The 14,596-nt window shown below is 69.9% G+C and carries 12 protein-coding genes; 3 read left to right on the top strand and 9 right to left on the bottom strand.

Annotation, left to right across the window (positions count from 1 at the left end):
• Positions 1-41: 41 nt before the first annotated feature.
• From JOF29_RS08665 to JOF29_RS08640, 6 genes are all read right to left on the bottom strand, one after another.
• On the bottom strand, positions 42-1,220 hold the full coding sequence (locus JOF29_RS08665; protein ID WP_209693698.1) for a PucR family transcriptional regulator: 1,179 nt from the start codon (positions 1,218-1,220) through the stop codon (positions 42-44).
• Positions 1,221-1,834: 614 nt separating this feature from the next.
• A complete protein-coding gene (locus JOF29_RS08660) occupies positions 1,835-2,905 on the bottom strand; it encodes a DUF917 domain-containing protein (RefSeq protein WP_209693697.1) in 1,071 nt (356 codons plus the stop codon).
• A 312-nt stretch (positions 2,906-3,217) separates the two neighbouring features.
• Positions 3,218-4,321 (bottom strand): S-methyl thiohydantoin desulfurase family protein, encoded by a 1,104-nt coding sequence (locus tag JOF29_RS08655; protein WP_209693696.1) that lies wholly within the window; start codon positions 4,319-4,321, stop codon positions 3,218-3,220.
• A 73-nt stretch (positions 4,322-4,394) separates the two neighbouring features.
• Positions 4,395-5,468 (bottom strand): S-methyl thiohydantoin desulfurase family protein, encoded by a 1,074-nt coding sequence (locus tag JOF29_RS08650; protein WP_209693695.1) that lies wholly within the window; start codon positions 5,466-5,468, stop codon positions 4,395-4,397.
• Positions 5,469-5,592: 124 nt separating this feature from the next.
• Entirely contained in the window at positions 5,593-7,164 is a 1,572-nt protein-coding gene (locus JOF29_RS08645; protein WP_209693694.1) for a hydantoinase/oxoprolinase N-terminal domain-containing protein, read from the bottom strand.
• 97 nt (positions 7,165-7,261) lie between these two features.
• Positions 7,262-8,608 carry a purine-cytosine permease family protein gene (locus tag JOF29_RS08640; protein ID WP_209693693.1) on the bottom strand — a complete coding sequence of 449 codons (1,347 nt, stop codon included), beginning with the start codon at positions 8,606-8,608 and terminating at the stop codon, positions 7,262-7,264.
• Between the two features lie 80 nt (positions 8,609-8,688).
• Here JOF29_RS08640 and JOF29_RS08635 point away from each other — a divergent pair, with 80 nt between their 5' ends.
• Both JOF29_RS08635 and JOF29_RS08630 read left to right on the top strand, forming a co-directional pair.
• The gene (locus JOF29_RS08635; protein ID WP_209693692.1) at positions 8,689-9,159 is read left to right on the top strand and encodes a DUF6153 family protein; all 471 of its coding nucleotides are present in this window, start codon (positions 8,689-8,691) and stop codon (positions 9,157-9,159) included.
• A 51-nt stretch (positions 9,160-9,210) separates the two neighbouring features.
• The gene (locus JOF29_RS08630; RefSeq protein WP_209693691.1) at positions 9,211-9,822 is read left to right on the top strand and encodes a DUF305 domain-containing protein; all 612 of its coding nucleotides are present in this window, start codon (positions 9,211-9,213) and stop codon (positions 9,820-9,822) included.
• A gap of 80 nt (positions 9,823-9,902) precedes the next feature.
• Here the strand turns inward: JOF29_RS08630 and JOF29_RS08625 are convergent, their stop codons facing one another.
• Complete coding sequence (locus tag JOF29_RS08625) at positions 9,903-10,160, bottom strand: DUF2218 domain-containing protein (RefSeq protein ID WP_209693690.1); 258 nt, start codon at positions 10,158-10,160, stop codon at positions 9,903-9,905.
• Here JOF29_RS08625 and JOF29_RS08620 point away from each other — a divergent pair.
• Positions 10,159-10,641: a TetR/AcrR family transcriptional regulator gene (locus JOF29_RS08620; RefSeq protein ID WP_209693689.1), complete on the top strand. Its 483-nt coding sequence runs from the start codon at positions 10,159-10,161 to the stop codon at positions 10,639-10,641. The two genes, JOF29_RS08625 and JOF29_RS08620, sit on opposite strands and share 2 nt — an antisense overlap.
• Here JOF29_RS08620 and JOF29_RS08615 read toward each other — a convergent pair.
• Entirely contained in the window at positions 10,618-12,795 is a 2,178-nt protein-coding gene (locus tag JOF29_RS08615) for a heavy metal translocating P-type ATPase (protein WP_245357508.1), read from the bottom strand. The two genes, JOF29_RS08620 and JOF29_RS08615, sit on opposite strands and share 24 nt — an antisense overlap.
• Positions 12,796-12,881: 86 nt before the next feature.
• A complete protein-coding gene (locus tag JOF29_RS08610; protein ID WP_209693687.1) occupies positions 12,882-14,462 on the bottom strand; it encodes an ABC-F family ATP-binding cassette domain-containing protein in 1,581 nt (526 codons plus the stop codon).
• Positions 14,463-14,596 lie beyond the last annotated feature (134 nt).

The raw sequence follows: 14,596 nt of genomic DNA, 5'->3' as shown, positions 1-14,596 counted from the left end.
CACAAGCGGGCGTCCTCCCCCTCCCCGTGTGTGGCGCGGGGCTATTGCGTGGGTGATGTGCGGGAGGCTAGGTGGAGGGCTAGGCGTTCGTCGGGGTTGGTGAGGTCTACGCCTAGAAGGTGCTGGATCTTGGCTATGCGGGCCGACGCTGTGTTGCGGTGGATGCCGAGGACGGCGGCGGTTTCGGCGAGGGATGACTCGGTGTCCAGGTAGACGGCCAGTGTGGTGACCAGGTCGCCGGGCTGGTCCTTGATGGGAGCGAGGAGCGCCTGCGCGGCAGGCTGGAACGTGTCTGTGCGGGTCCAGGCGAGCAGCAGTTGCGCCAACCCGAGCCGGTCGACGTGCAGGAACCGCCCGGTCTCGGCACGCCCCCGCGCCAGGCCGGCCGCGTCACCCGCTTCCGCCAGCGTGACAGCGATACCGCTCGGACCAGGCTGGACGCGGCCAACCCCGACGTACGTGTCGACCGTCTGCACGAGGCGGCGCTGGACTCGGCGGATGGCGGCGGCTTGCTGTTGTACTTCGGTGGCGGTCGGCTCGCGTACGGCGGTGATCCACGCGGACCAGCCGTCGCCCTGCTCCACCACCACCGCCCGCAGACCCTCCGCGTCGAACGCCTCCACGACGTCCGTACGTCGACCGGCCACGTCCACCTGCCCGTCGGCACCGAGCCGGATCCCGGTGTGCCAGCCGTCGAGCTGCCACCCCAGGTCGACCGCGCGCCGTCTTGTCGCCTCTGACGGCTCACCGTGCAGCAGCTCCCCCAGCAGCGACGTACGTTGGCGTGCGTCTCGCTCCAGCTCCAGCCGCCTGAGCGCCAACCGCTCACCCACGGCTGGCGCGACCACAGTCAGCACCTCAGGTACGGCGGCAACCTCAGCCGGGACCACACCGGGCAGCCGTGCAACCAGCCAGCACACAGGGCCGACGCTGAGCACCGCAACCGCGATGAGTACGGCCCCACTCGGCAGGTCGACCCGGTACGGCGCAGCCCATGCCACTGGTACCTGTGGCAACACGTCCACCAGCGCCGCGCGCTCCTCCGGCTCCAGCGGTTCACCGGCAAGCGTGCCGCCGTCAGCACCCGCCAGCGTTACAGCACGGTCCAGCACGCCGGACGTTGTCCGCAGTACCGACGCAAGATCACCACTTGCCCGCCTGAGCTCCGACACCGCCCGTAGTACCAGGTCTGAACGCACCACCTCAGGCTCGGCGGTCACGCGCCGAAGATATTCATGCGCCGCCAAGGGATCAGCACACCCCAAGACCGGCAGTTGCAACCGCTCCGCCAACAACTGAGCCCCACGCCCCAAAGGCTCAGTCCCCGCCAGCAACAAGGCCCCAGCCCCCGCAGCCGAGGCACGGCTGATCAGAGCATCAACCCGCCAGTCCCGGTGGTCCTCAACCACCAACACAACAAGCACCCTCCCCTCAAGCCCCTCCGGCTGAGCCCCCACCCCCAACACCACAGAAGACCCACTAAGCCGAGACCCCACCCCACCAGCACCGCGGACAGGCGAACCTCCAACTCCCGTGTTGGCAGCACCGGCGCCGCGTGCGGGTGCACCTCCAGCAGCCACCCCACCAGCAGCCGCACCGCGGGTGAGTGAACCTCCAGCACCCGTGCCGCTAGCAGCCGCACCGCGGGTGAGTGAACCTCCAGCACCCGTGCCGCTAGCGCCGGCACCGCGGGCGGGTGCACCTCTAGCACCCGTATCGGCAGCAGCCGAGACCTCGGCGCCAGTTGCGTCGTCACCTGGGGCTCCGGCGAGGACCACCACACCCCGCCAGCCCGGGGAGGCGAGCATGGCGGTCAAGGTCGGAAACAGGGTTGTCACGAGGCTTCCAGGAGTTGAGCTGGGCAGGCTAGGCCGAAGGCTTCTGGGCCTACGTGCGGGAGGCGATCGGGGTGGTGCCACCAGGTGGGGCCGGGGAGAGCCACGACGACTACCTCGTCGCCGGTGCGTACGGCGTCTACGGCGATCGGTTGCAGGGTACGGCGGTCCAAAACGCACAGGAGGTCCGGTGTGGTGACTACTGGTGTGCCGTCGACCAGGGCGAGTAGGTACTCGTTCTCGGTCTCGATGCGGATGACTGCTCGACTGGCGGAGTCGACCACGCACAGGCTCCCGCGGCCGAACGCCGCACCACCGTCAGCGATCACATGCCGAGCAACTTCCACCACCCGGCCGCTCCCCAGCAAGCGCCCACCCAAACCGTCAGCAACAGCTGCCGGCACCGCCCCAGGCTCAAGCGCAGCATGCGCCCGGCCAAGCGCCAGTGCCCGCGTAAGACTCCCTTCGACCGCATCAACGGCCGCAGCTTCGATCGGCGTCGGTGCCAGCGCCAGCACCGCCCATCCACCCGTCTGAGCGACAAAGCTCCGTACAGCCCGCTCCAGACCCGCCGCGTCGACGTTGTCGACCACGATCACCTGCCCACTCGGCTCACTGAGCGCACACGGCGTCAGCGACCGCCCGGCCACCGCCCACGAGAACTGGTCCAACCGCGGCAAGGCACGCCCCATCAGGTCCGCGTCGACCACCGGCAGCCCCAGGTCCAGCGCAGCGATCAACGGCGTCAGCCCGTTCAGCCCACCGGCCTCCAACGACATCAGCGCGGTCACGTCCACCCCGGTCCACCGGCTGACCGCCCGTACCGCCGTCTCGAACTCCCCTCCGCTGGGCAGCTTCTCCATCAACACACTGGTCGCCCCGACCACCCCGATCGGACTCACCGAAACACCAGGCAGGTCCACGGCGTCCCGCAGTACCAACTCCCCCGTTCCGAGCCGCCGCCGCAACATCCGCCCGAAGGCGCCCGTATCGCCCCCACCACCGGAGCCGAGCAGCGTGACCCCAACGACCAGCGCCCCCAGATCCTGCTCCCGGACGACCGTGCTCATGGGCCGATCCTCCCACCGCACCCCCGGACCACCGGTCAACGGCACCAAACCAGTGCGCCCTCGCCTGACGTCCCCGTCGCCGGGGCTGCCGTCGACGCCCCCGTCCGAATCGCGGTCAACGCATCAGCCAACGCATCAGGGGTTAACCCCTCAGCTGGCCGGTTCGCCCCCGGCATGCGCCCCGTGAACGGTCCGTCTCAGGGGTTAACCACTGAAACGGAACCCCCGCCCGACGCCTCGCCGTGGACCTGCGGGGTGGAATCCCGGCCCGCCGTGGAGGGGTCAGCGCGGCGGGCCGGGGGCTGGGGATCCCTACGGGACGAGGGCGTGGCGTTCGACGGGGTTGAACTCGACGTCCAGGCCGAAGCACGACGGGCCGAACACCGCCAGCGCCTCCGGGGTACGCATCAGGTCCGGCGTCGAGATGCCCACGACCGTCACGCGCTGCCCGTAGCGCAGGCCTTCGGTGGTGATCGGCTCCGCAGTGTCCGCCTCCAGCACGCAGATGAGGTCCGGCACCGTGCACACCACCTCGCCGTCGACCTCCGCGACCAGGTTCTCGTTCTGGAAGCGGAGCTCCAGCTGCGACGTACCGTCGTACCCCGTGAACCGCGCCCGCCCGCGCGCGAAGCCTTCGAGCGTACGGCGTTCCACGTCGACGACCTTCCCGCGGAACAGCACCCGCAGGTGGCTGTACAACGTCGGCGCCAGCGCGGCCCGGATCGCCTCGACCGGGTCCTCGTGCGCCGCCCGCGCCTCCCGCACCGCGCGCCCGATCGACAGCCCGAGCGACAACGTCCGCGGTACGGCGGTCCGCTTCACCTCGGCACCCGTCATCGAGTACTCCGCGATGTGCGCGACCCCGCCGAGCCGGATCGTGATCCCGCGCGCCAGCCACTCCATCTGCTTGTTGTCCGTGCCGGTGTCGATCACCACGGTCTCGTCGTGCTCCCCCGCGATCGCCATCGGCGACCCCGGTACGCCGTACACCGAGAACGTCTCCATCTGCAGCTCCGGGAACGCCCGCCCCATGCCGTCCGCGTCGACGACCGGCAGCCCGGTCCGGGCCGCGACCAGCAGCGGGATCATCGAGTTGATGCCGCCGCACTCGATCGGCATCGTGGCGTCGGCGTGGCGGCCGAGGTGCTTCTCCAGCGCCCGCAGTGCGCCGACCGGCTCGCTGCCGCGCGGGATCTTCTCCACGATCACGGTCGGCGCGCCCATCTGCGCGGTCGGGATCACGAACGCGTCGTCGTCCAGTTCGTCCGGATCGAGTACGGTCACCGGCCCGTGTTCGCGGATCGCCTGCTCGACCAGCAACCGCCCGATCAACGGATCGCCGCCGCCGCCGGTCCCGAGGATCGCCGCGCCGCGGGCGAGATCCTTCAGATGCGCGATGTCCAGTTGCCAGCTCATGCCCGTCCTCGCTTCGCTCCGGGCGGGCCTGAGCGAATCACACTGTGCTTTCTGATGCCCTCGCTTCGCTCGGTCATGCTGTCTCCAGGGCGCGGATCGGGTCCAGGTCGTAGCCGAAGTACCGCGGGCCGACCAGGTCGATGCCGGCCGGCGAGTGCCAGCGGTCGTCGGCGGGCGCGGCGAGCACGCTCACCCGATGGCCGTACCGCAGTGCCTCGGTGGTGATCGGTTCGCCGGACTCGGTGTCGAGCACGATGATCAGGTCCGGCGTGGTCGCCACCGCCGTACCGTCGAGCTCCGCGACCAGGTGCTCGTTCTGGAAGCGCAGCGTCAGCAGCCGCCCTTGAGACGCGTCCAGCCCGTCGACGGCCGCATCACCGCGCGCGAATCCGGTCGTCGTACGGCGTTGTACGTCGACGACCTTGCCCAGGTGCAGCAGCCGCCCGCCCAGCTCGTCCACCACGGCAGCTACCGGGTCGCTGTGCATCCGCTGCGCCCGCTCGATCGCCCGGCCGATCGTGACGCACTTGCTGAGCGTCCCGGCGACGAACGAGCCGCGGACCTCGGCGCCGGTCATCGCGTACAGCGAGACGATCGCGGAGCAGCCCATGTCGACGGTGGCCGAGCGGGCGAGGCGTTCGGCCCATTCGTTGGTGACCGTATCGAAGACGCCGCGGTTACCCTTCTCGTCGACGATCGCCATCGGGGTCGCCTCGATCCCGGCGAGCGTCGGCAGCACCATCTGCAACTCGGGGAACGCTCGGCCCATCCCGTCGCCGTCCACCAGGGGCAGGCCGAGTTGTGCGGCCGCGATCACCGGTACGGTCGAGTTCACGCCGCCGGCCTCGATACAGGCCAGGTGGGTCGGCGTCTTTCCGACGTACTTCGCCAGCGTCTGTACGGCGACCGAGATCTGGTCGGCCGAGGGCAGCTTCTCCACCATCACGGTCGGCGCGCCCATCATCGCGACCGGCAGTACACACGCATCGTCCGGAAGGTCGCCGACGGCAACGACCTCCACCGGCCCGTGCTCCTTCAACGCCTGCTGCGCCAGCAACCGCCCGATATGCGGATCACCACCCCCACCAGTCCCCAGCACAGCGGCACCCCGCGCAAGCGCACCCAGGTCTTCGGCACGCAACTTCATCGCAACCACTCCACTCCTGCGACGCGAGCCCCGGATCCCAGGGCCATCACAATTGCGCTCTCCGCCGCATGCCCCGCGTGGCCGCCGTCTCGGCGCTCGATTGTGATGGCCTGGAGATCCGCGCTCATCGGGTCTCACCCAGCCGCAGGTCGCCGACCGCCTTGCAGCGGATGCGGGTCGCGTTGCCGGGGAGGTACGGGATCGGGACCTCGTCGAAGTCCACGATCCGTACGGCCGCGGGGTCGGCGCCGGCCGCGATCGCGCGGTCGACGGCCTCCTGGCGTGCCTCGTCGACGACCGCGTCGCGGCGGCCCGGGTCGATCGCGTACACCCGGTCGACCTCGCCGCCGACCTGCGCGATCGCGGCGCCGATCGCGTTCGCGACCGCGAAGTTCTCCGGCCGATGTACGGCGAGGCTCCCGGGCAGATCGTCCGGCAGCAGGATCGACCCGCCGCCGACCGCCACCACCGGCAGCGGCTCCGGCGACGTACGCATCCGCTCCACCGCGTCCGCGATGTCCGCGGCCACCCGGGCGAGCGCGGCCTTCACCAGCGTCGGGTCGAGGTCCGCGACCGCGTCCGCGTCGCCGACGAGAGCCCGGCCGGCCGCGACGGCGATGTCCGTCGCGGTGAGCGTCTTGCCGCCGAAGACCAGCGCTTCCTCGGTCAGGCGGTATCCCACCGACCGCGGACCGACCGTCACCAGGTCGTTGCTTGAGGCCACCAAGCTGCCGCCGCCGATGCCGATGCTGAGTACGTCGGGCATCCGGAAGTTCGTCCGTACCCCGGCCACGTCGACCTCGGTGGTCGCCTCCCGCGGGAACCCGTGGGTGAGTACGCCGACATCGCTCGTCGTACCGCCGACATCGACCACCGCGCAGGTATCCAGACCGGACAGCAGGGCAGCCCCGCGCATCGAGTTGGTCGGCCCGGACGCGAACGTGGCCACCGGGTACCGGCGGGCGAAGTCGACGTCCATCAGCGTGCCGTCGTTCTGGCTCAGGTAGAGCGGTGCGGAGATGCCGTGGCCGGCGACCGCGCCGGACAGGCCGTCGACGATGCTCGCGGCGAGTTCGCGGAGCGCGGCGTTGATGATGGTCGCGTTCTCACGCTCCAGCAGGCCGATCCGGCCGATCTCGTGGGACAGCGAGATCGCCACGTCGTCGCCGAGCTCGGCGTGCAGGATCTCGGCCGCGCGCAGCTCGAACTCGTTGCTCACCGGCGAGAACACCGACGAGATCGCCACCGACCGTACGCCGTGCTGCTGCATGTCGGCGGCGTGCCGGCGCAGCTCGTCCTCGTCCAGCTCCGCGATGTGCCGGCCGTCGAACTCGTGCCCGCCGTGCGCCAGGTAGCTGCGCCCGCTGATCGCCCCGACCAGCCGCTCCGGCCAGTCGACCAGCGGGGGCAGGGACGCCGTCGCGGGCAGACCGAGCCGCAGGGCCGCGGTCGGAGCGAGGCGCCGGGCCTCGATCAGCGCGTTGATGAAGTGCGTGGTGCCGATCATCACGGCCTGCACCTGCGCCGGGTCGAAGGATCGCTCCGCCTGCAACCGGTCCAGGGTGTCGATGATGCCGGCCGTCACGTCCGCGCTGGTCGCGGACTTGTTCGCCGCCAGCACGTTGACGTCGGCACCCTCGCCGTCGAGCAGCACGGCGTCGGTGTTCGTCCCACCGACATCGATACCGATACGCATTCCAGTTCCTCCCGTTTGGTTCGTCCTTCGCCGACTTTGAGAAGCCACCAACCGTTTTGCGGACGGTGAACTGGTTGGTGGGTTCTCAAAGATGGAGCTAGCTGGTGGCGGGTACGGCGTTCGCTGCGGCTGGGTCGGGGTTCATCGTCTGGCTGGTGCCGATGCCGCGGATCAGACCGAGTCTGCCTGCGACGACGTACGCGAGGAAGCCGACCACGAGGGAGTTGATGCTCGGCAGGCCCCAGGCGACGTACCTGCCGATCAGTGCGGCGCCGACCCAGATCACGATCGTGGCCGGGACCCACGTCGGCGCGGTCGGGGGCAGCGTGCCGCCGGTGCGGGACGCCTCCAGGTCGGGGCGCCAGCGCTTCACCACGAAGTACTCCGCGACCATGATCCCGGCGATCGGCGGGAACGCGACGCCGAGCACGATCAGGAACTGGGTGAACTTGTCCAGGATCCCGCCGGCCGCGAGCACACTGCCGAGGACGCCGACCACCAGCGTGACGACCGCCCGGTTGACCCGCCGGCCGAAGACCGTGCCGATGAAGTTCACCACGCCGAGGCCGGAGCTGTAGAGGTTCCAGTCGTTGATCTTCAGCGTGCCGAGGATGATCACCAGCGTGCCGACCCAGCCGACCGACGAGGTGACGATCGTGATCACGTTGGCCGAACCAACGGCATGCGCGAGCAGTACGCCGACCAGCCCGATCACGTACTCGCCGAGCGTCACGCCCAGGATCGTCTGCTTGACCACGTCTCCGACGGTCCGGTTGTACCGCGTCATGTCAGGCGTGATCACCGCGCCGACGATGAAGCCGCCCGCGACGAGCGTCGTACCCTCCAGCAGGCTCAGGTGCGGACCCGGCGGCGCCGCGTTCACCAGCGAGCCGAAGCTGTGGTTGGACAGCTGGCTGATGATCGACCAGCCGACGAGCAGCAGGAACGCCGGAACAGTTACATAGGCGACCCAGGCCATCGAGTGGAAGCCACGCAGTACGACGAGCGTCACGAGCAGCCCGAAGACCAGCGACCAGCCCCACGTCGGGAGTACGCCGATCAGCTGGCTCAGGCCGGCCGCGGACACCGCGGACTGGATCCCGAACCACCCGATCAGGCTGATCCCGATCGCCAGCCCGATCAGCGCCGAGCCACCCTGGCCGAACCCGGTCCAGCGCGCGATCACCGACGTCTGCAGCCCCTCGCGGGCGCCGATCACGCCGATCAGGATCGCGACCAGCTCGAGGATCACCGCGCCGAGCGTGAGCGCCCAGAACGCATGCCAGAAGCTCATCCCGAACCCCAGCGTCGCGCCGAGCAGGAACTGGCTGAGCGCCGAGATCTGCCCGAACCGCTGGGTCGCGACGGACCACCATGAGTAGCGCGCATGCTCCGGGACCCGGGCGAGCGCGTAGTCGTCAGCACCAACAGAAGAACCGGCCATCGGGACCTCCAGCTCTGGGATTTCACCGAACGTACGTCCGCTGGCGGCCTGCTTCATTGTCCAGTGTGCACACCCGGCGCGTGCTGACTGTGCAGGTCGCCCAGGTCGGTACTCTTGCCGCGATGGCCGGACGCATACACGACTGCGGAGCGCGACTGTTCCGGATCCTCGGCGTACTCACCGTGGTCGCCGGGGTGTTCGCGATGCACGGCCTCACCTCCCACCACGACCCGGCGATGGCCGCCCCCGGGATGCCGATGCACCACGCCACCGCCTCGGGCGCGCACGTCGGCCCGGGGGCGCAGGTCGCCTTGGGCGCGCAGGTCGCCCTGGGCGCGCAGGTCGCCCTGGCCGACGAGGTGGACCAGATGGGGACCGCCTGTCTTGCCGTGCTGACCGGGCTGGTGCTGTTGCTGTCACTCCTGCTCGGGCTGCGGAGTCTGCTGGTATGGCGCGCCGTTGGCGTGCCGGTCTACGGCCCGCGCCGCGTCCTGGGCGAGCGGTCGCCGCCACGGTTGGTGCTGTCTTCCTTGGGAGTACTGCGGATATAGGCCGACGTGCGCCTTGTTCCGCCGTACCCACACGACAACCCAAGGAATGTGATGACGCACGTCTACCGTACGATCGCGGCCTCGGCCGCACTTCTCGCCGCTGTGTTCGGCGTTGCCGGCTGTGGTGGTTCCGGCTCCGGCTCCATGCCCGGAATGAGCCACACCTCGACGTCCCCGTCGGCTTCAGCGGCGGCGACCTTCAACGACGCGGACGTGATGTTCGCGTCGCAGATGATCCCGCACCACCAGCAGGCTGTCGAGATGGCCGACTCGGCGTTGCAGAAGGCAACGACCGCCCCGGTCAAGAACCTCGCGACCGCGATCAAGGCGGCCCAGGACCCGGAGATCAAGCTGATGTCCGGGTGGCTGACCGCCTGGGGCAAGCCGGTCCCGATGCCCGGCGAGCATGCCGGTCACACCATGACCGGCATGATGAGCCCCCAGGAGATGGATGACCTCTCCAAGGCCACCGGCAGCATGTACGACCGCATGTGGGTCACCATGATGATCAAGCACCACCAAGGCGCGGTCACTATGGCGAAGACCGAGCAATCCACCGGCAAGGACGCTTCCTCGATGGCCCTCGCCAAGAAGATCCAGGCCGCCCAGACCACGGAGATCGCCACGATGCAACGCCTGCTCGGGCGGCTGCCGGCCGCCTGACCGGCGGCCTTTCCGGAGGGACTGACCGACCGCCGTTCCGGAAGGACCGACCGACCGCCGTTCCGGAAGGAAGTCGTCGCTCAGCGGCGATTTCCTTCCGGAGAACCGGCCGGCGTCCAGACCACCTTCAGGTCGTCCCGCCGGGCGAATTGCTCGATGCGGTGCGCGACCCGGGCGCTCTGTTGTTCGAGGGCGGCCGGGTCGGCCGCGTCGAGGCGGAGGATCAGGTGGTCGGGGGTGGAGCGGATGGTCCAGGTCGCCGTACAGAGGTCGACGACCAACTGCTCGGCGGACGTGGACAGCACCTTCAAACCGCCCGGCCTGACCGGGGTCAGCATGGCGGAGATCGCGCAGCGGGCGGGAGTCGGGCGAGCCACGCTCTACAAGTACTTCGCCGATGTCGACGCGGTCCTCTCCGCGTGGCATCAGCGGCAGGTCGCCGATCACCTGCAGCAACTCACCGACATCTGGGAGCGGACCCACCGCATCGACGATGTATTGGAGGCCTACGCCTTCATCTGTCACGACCACCCGCCAACAGCCAGCCCGTCACTGCACCGGCAACAGCACGTCGATCATGCCCGCGAGCACATGATCACGTTCATCGCGGAGCGCCTCGGCGACGTGCGGACCGACGTACCGCCAGAAGAGCTCGCGGCGTACGCCGCCGGCGATGTGCGGACCGACGTACCGCGGAAGGAGCTCGCGGCGTACGTCGTCCACGCCCTCGGCGCGGCAGGCGCCGTACCGTCGAAAGCGGCGGTACGGCGCCTGGTGGCGGTGACGCTGAGCGGGCTACGCGGCGAGCCGTCGCGGTGAGAGATCCAGCCGGCGCAGGAGCTGCGCATTGAGTGCGACCACGATCGTGGAGATCGACATCAGCACCGCACCGGCAGCCGGCGAGACGACCACCCCGGCGAAGGCCAGTACGCCGGCCGCCAACGGGACGGTGATGATGTTGTACCCGGTGGCCCACGCGAGGTTCTGCCACATCTTGCGGTAGCTCGCCTTCGACAGGTCGATCACCGACAGCACCGCCCGCGGGTCATCCGCGGCCAGCACCACCCCGGCCGACTCGATCGCGACGTCCGTACCGGCGCCGATTGCGATCCCGACCTCGGCCCGAGCCAGCGCCGGCGCGTCGTTGACCCCGTCGCCGACCATCGCGACCTTCAGCCCACGCGCCTGCAGTTCGGCGACCTTGGCGTCCTTGTCCTGCGGCAGTACCTCCGCGAACACCTCGTCGATCCCTAGCTCCTTCGCGACCGCGTCCGCGACCTGGTGCGCGTCGCCGGTGATCATCGCGACCTTCACGCCACGCTTGTGCAGCGCGGCGACCGCCTGCCTGGACTCCTCGCGTACCTCGTCCTCGAGCGCGATCGCCCCCAGCACCTGCCCGTCCCGCACCACATGCAGCACCGCGGCGCCACGCTCCTTCCACACCGCCACCGCGACCTCCAGCGCATCCGGCTCGGGCAGACCGTTCTCCCGCAAGTACGCCGGCCCACCAACCGCGACCTCGGCTCCGTCGACGACCGCCCGCACACCACGCCCCGTCAACGACCGAAACTCCGAGGCGACAAACTTGCCACCGGCAACCTCACCCGCCGCCGCTCCCCCGCCGACCCGGACACCGCCCTCCCGCGCACCACCTTCCCGCGCATTGACGGACTGCGCGCCGACGGCGTGGGCGCCGGTGGAGTCGGCGCCGGCCGCCTGGGCAGCGTGTGCCCGGACGATTGCTTTGGCCAGTGGGTGTTCGCTGTCCGCCTCGACTGCGGCGGCCAGCGCGAGCAGCTCGTCCCGCGAGATCGCCCCGACTGCGGCAACCCCGGTGACGGCCGGCTCGCCCTTCGTCAGGGTCCCGGTCTTGTCGAACAGGACCGCGTCGATCGTGCGCATCCGCTCCAGCGCCAGCCGGTTCTTCACCAGTACGCCGGCCTTCGCGGCCCGCTCCGTGGAGATCGCGATCACCAGCGGAATGGCCAGCCCGAGGGCGTGCGGGCAGGCGATCACCAGCACGGTCACCGTCCGCGTGACAGCCTCGTCCAGCTTGCCCAGCAGCGCCCACACCACGAACGTGATCAGCCCCGCGATCGACGCGAAGTAGAACAGGAACGCCGCCGCACGATCGGCCAGCGCCTGCGCCCGCGACGACGACGCCTGTGCCTCGGCAACCAGCCGCTGGATGCCGGCCAAGGCGGTGTCGTCGCCGACCGCGGTGATCTCGACGCGCAGAGCGTTGTCGGTGGCAACAGTCCCGGCGACGACCGAGTCGCCCACCGAACGCGACACTGGCCGCGATTCGCCGGTGATCATCGACTCGTCGACCTCGGCCTGACCCTCGACCACCGTTCCGTCGGCCGGCACCCGACCGCCGGACCGCACCAGTACGACGTCACCCGCCTGCAGCTCGTGGAGCGAAACCTCGACCACGCCGTCGTCGGTCACCTTCTCGGCCGAGTCGGGCAGCAACGCCGCGAGCGCGTCGAGCGCACCGGACGCGGCGCCGAGTGCCCGCATCTCCAGCCAGTGCCCGAGCAGCATGATCACGATCAGCAGCGCGAGCTCCCACCAGAAGTCCAGGTCGAACCCGCCGAGCTTCAGCGTCGTCACCCAGGACGCGACGAACGCCACCGTGATCGCCATCGAGATCAGCAGCATCATCCCGGGGCGGCGCGTCCTCAGCTCGCTCCAGCCGCCGGTCAGGAACGGCTGCCCGCCGTACAGGAAGATCACCGTGCCGAGCACCGGCGCGATCAGCCCCGACCCGGGGAACTCCGGCGGCAGGTACCCGAGCAGGTCCCCGAACATCGGGCTGAAGAACACCACCGGCACCGCCAGCACCAGGCTGATCCAGAACCGGTCCTTGAACTGCGCCGCATGATCCCCATGCCCACCATGTCCACCATGTCCGCCGCGCCCACCGTGCGCCTCGTGTCCACCGTGCTGATGCAGCTCGTGCTCGTCCATGCGCCAGACCATACCCCCAGGGGGTATCAGAATCAAGCGCAGGGAAAAGCCCCGCCACCCGAAGGCGACGGGGCAGACACCACGCCCTACAGCGGATCGATGCCGGTGAGCCCCTCCGGCGTCAGCTCCACCCACCGGGTGATCCCGATCTCGCGCAGGAACGGTACGTCGTGACTCGCGATCACCAGCGCCCCGCTGTACGACGCCAGCGCGTCCTTCAACTGCGCCACACTCCCGAGGTCCAGGTTGTTCGTCGGCTCGTCGAGCATCAGCAACTGCGGCGGCGGCTCCGCGAGCAGCAGCGCCGCGAGCGTCGCCCGGAACCGCTCCCCGCCCGACAACGTACTGACAGCCTGATCCGCCGACCGCCCGCGGAACAAGAACCGCGCCAGCCTCGACCGCCGCTCCTGGTTCTCCGTCCCCGGCGCGAGCAACGCCAGATTGTCGACAATCGACAGGTCGTCGCGGAGCAGGTCGAGCCGCTGCGGCAGGTACCGGAACGGCACCACCGGCAGCTCCCCCGATACGACCGACTGCAGCAGCGTGGTCTTGCCGGCACCGTTCGGCCCGGTCAGCGCGATCCGCTCCGGACCCCGGATCTCCAGGTCGACGTGCGCCCCGGTCCGCAGTACGTGATCCTCCAGCCGGAGCACGATCCGGCCCGCGGGTACGGCGGTCTTCGGCAGGTCGACGCGGATCGTGTCGTCGTCGTGGACCTTGTCCTCCGCGTCCGCGAGCGCCTCCTGCGCCGACCCGAGCCGCTCGGACTGCATCCCGAGGTGCTTGCCGGCCGACACCTGCGCGGACCGCTTCAGCCCGCCCGCGACGATCTTCGGGATCCCGCCCTGCTCGAACGCGCGTTGGCCCCGGGCCCGGCGCTGGTCCATCTTCATCCGCGCGTCGACGAGATCCTTCTTCTGCTTGCGTACGTCGGCCTCCGCCGCGCGGAGCATCCGCTCGGCGGCCTCCTGCTCGACGGCGACCGCCTCCTCGTAGGCGGTCAGGTTGCCGCCGTACCAGGTGACCTCACCCTTGCGGAGATCGCCGATCTGGTCGACCCGGTCCAGCAACTCGCGGTCGTGGCTGACGACCACCAGCGCACCGCGGAACTGGTCCACGGCGTCGTACAGCTGCCGCCGCGCCCGCAGGTCGAGGTTGTTGGTCGGCTCGTCGAGCAGCAGTACGTCGGGACGCCGCAGCAGCTCGGCCGCGAGCCCGAGCAGGATCGTCTCGCCGCCGGACAGCTCGCCGACGCTGCGGTCCAGGCCGATCGCGCCCAGGCCGAGCTTGCCGAGCAGCGCCTCGGCGCGTTCGTCGACGTCCCAGTCGTCGCCGACGATCGCGAAGTTCTGCTCGGAGGCGTCACCGGACTCGATCGCGACGACAGCCCGCCGTACGGCGTCGATGCCGAGCGCCTGGTCGACCCGCAGCGAGGTGTCCAAGGTCAGGTCCTGCGGCAGGTACCCGAGCTCGCCGGCCACGCGAATCGAGCCGCGCTGCGGAGTGAGCCGCCCGGCGATCAGCCGGAGCAGAGTCGACTTGCCGGTGCCGTTGCGGCCGACCAGCCCGGAACGGACCGGGCCGGCGACGAACGTCAGGCCGTCGAAGAGCACCTCGCCGTCGGGCCAGGCGAAGAAGAGGTCGGTACAGGACAGGGAAAAACTCATGAGTTGTCGACTCCCACTGAGGTCTCGGACGAGACCGCGCGCCAGAACGGCGGCGATCGATCGGCTGCAGAGAGGACCTCAGTTCGACAACTCGAACCCCTGTCGTCGGGAATGTGACTCCGAAAAGCTTACGG

The organism is Kribbella aluminosa (genome assembly GCF_017876295.1).
GTDB classification, from domain to species: Bacteria; Actinomycetota; Actinomycetes; order Propionibacteriales; family Kribbellaceae; genus Kribbella; species Kribbella aluminosa.
Note: the sequence above shows the minus strand (reverse complement) of the source record. Positions and strands in the feature narration are given on the sequence as shown.

Bases quoted from the DNA above. Each gene is read 5' to 3' on its own strand.
- JOF29_RS08630 (WP_209693691.1), top strand. From the start codon at position 9,211: ATGACGCACGTCTACCGTACGATCGCGGCCTCGGCCGCACTTCTCGCC.
- JOF29_RS08650 (WP_209693695.1), bottom strand. From the start codon at position 5,468: ATGAAGTTGCGTGCCGAAGACCTGGGTGCGCTTGCGCGGGGTGCCGCT.
- JOF29_RS08615 (WP_245357508.1), bottom strand. From the start codon at position 12,795: ATGGACGAGCACGAGCTGCATCAGCACGGTGGACACGAGGCGCACGGT.
- JOF29_RS08640 (WP_209693693.1), bottom strand. From the start codon at position 8,608: ATGGCCGGTTCTTCTGTTGGTGCTGACGACTACGCGCTCGCCCGGGTC.
- JOF29_RS08620 (WP_209693689.1), top strand. From the start codon at position 10,159: ATGGCGGAGATCGCGCAGCGGGCGGGAGTCGGGCGAGCCACGCTCTAC.
- JOF29_RS08610 (WP_209693687.1), bottom strand. From the start codon at position 14,462: ATGAGTTTTTCCCTGTCCTGTACCGACCTCTTCTTCGCCTGGCCCGAC.
- JOF29_RS08660 (WP_209693697.1), bottom strand. From the start codon at position 2,905: ATGAGCACGGTCGTCCGGGAGCAGGATCTGGGGGCGCTGGTCGTTGGG.
- JOF29_RS08625 (WP_209693690.1), bottom strand. From the start codon at position 10,160: ATGCTGACCCCGGTCAGGCCGGGCGGTTTGAAGGTGCTGTCCACGTCC.
- JOF29_RS08655 (WP_209693696.1), bottom strand. From the start codon at position 4,321: ATGAGCTGGCAACTGGACATCGCGCATCTGAAGGATCTCGCCCGCGGC.
- JOF29_RS08645 (WP_209693694.1), bottom strand. From the start codon at position 7,164: ATGCGTATCGGTATCGATGTCGGTGGGACGAACACCGACGCCGTGCTG.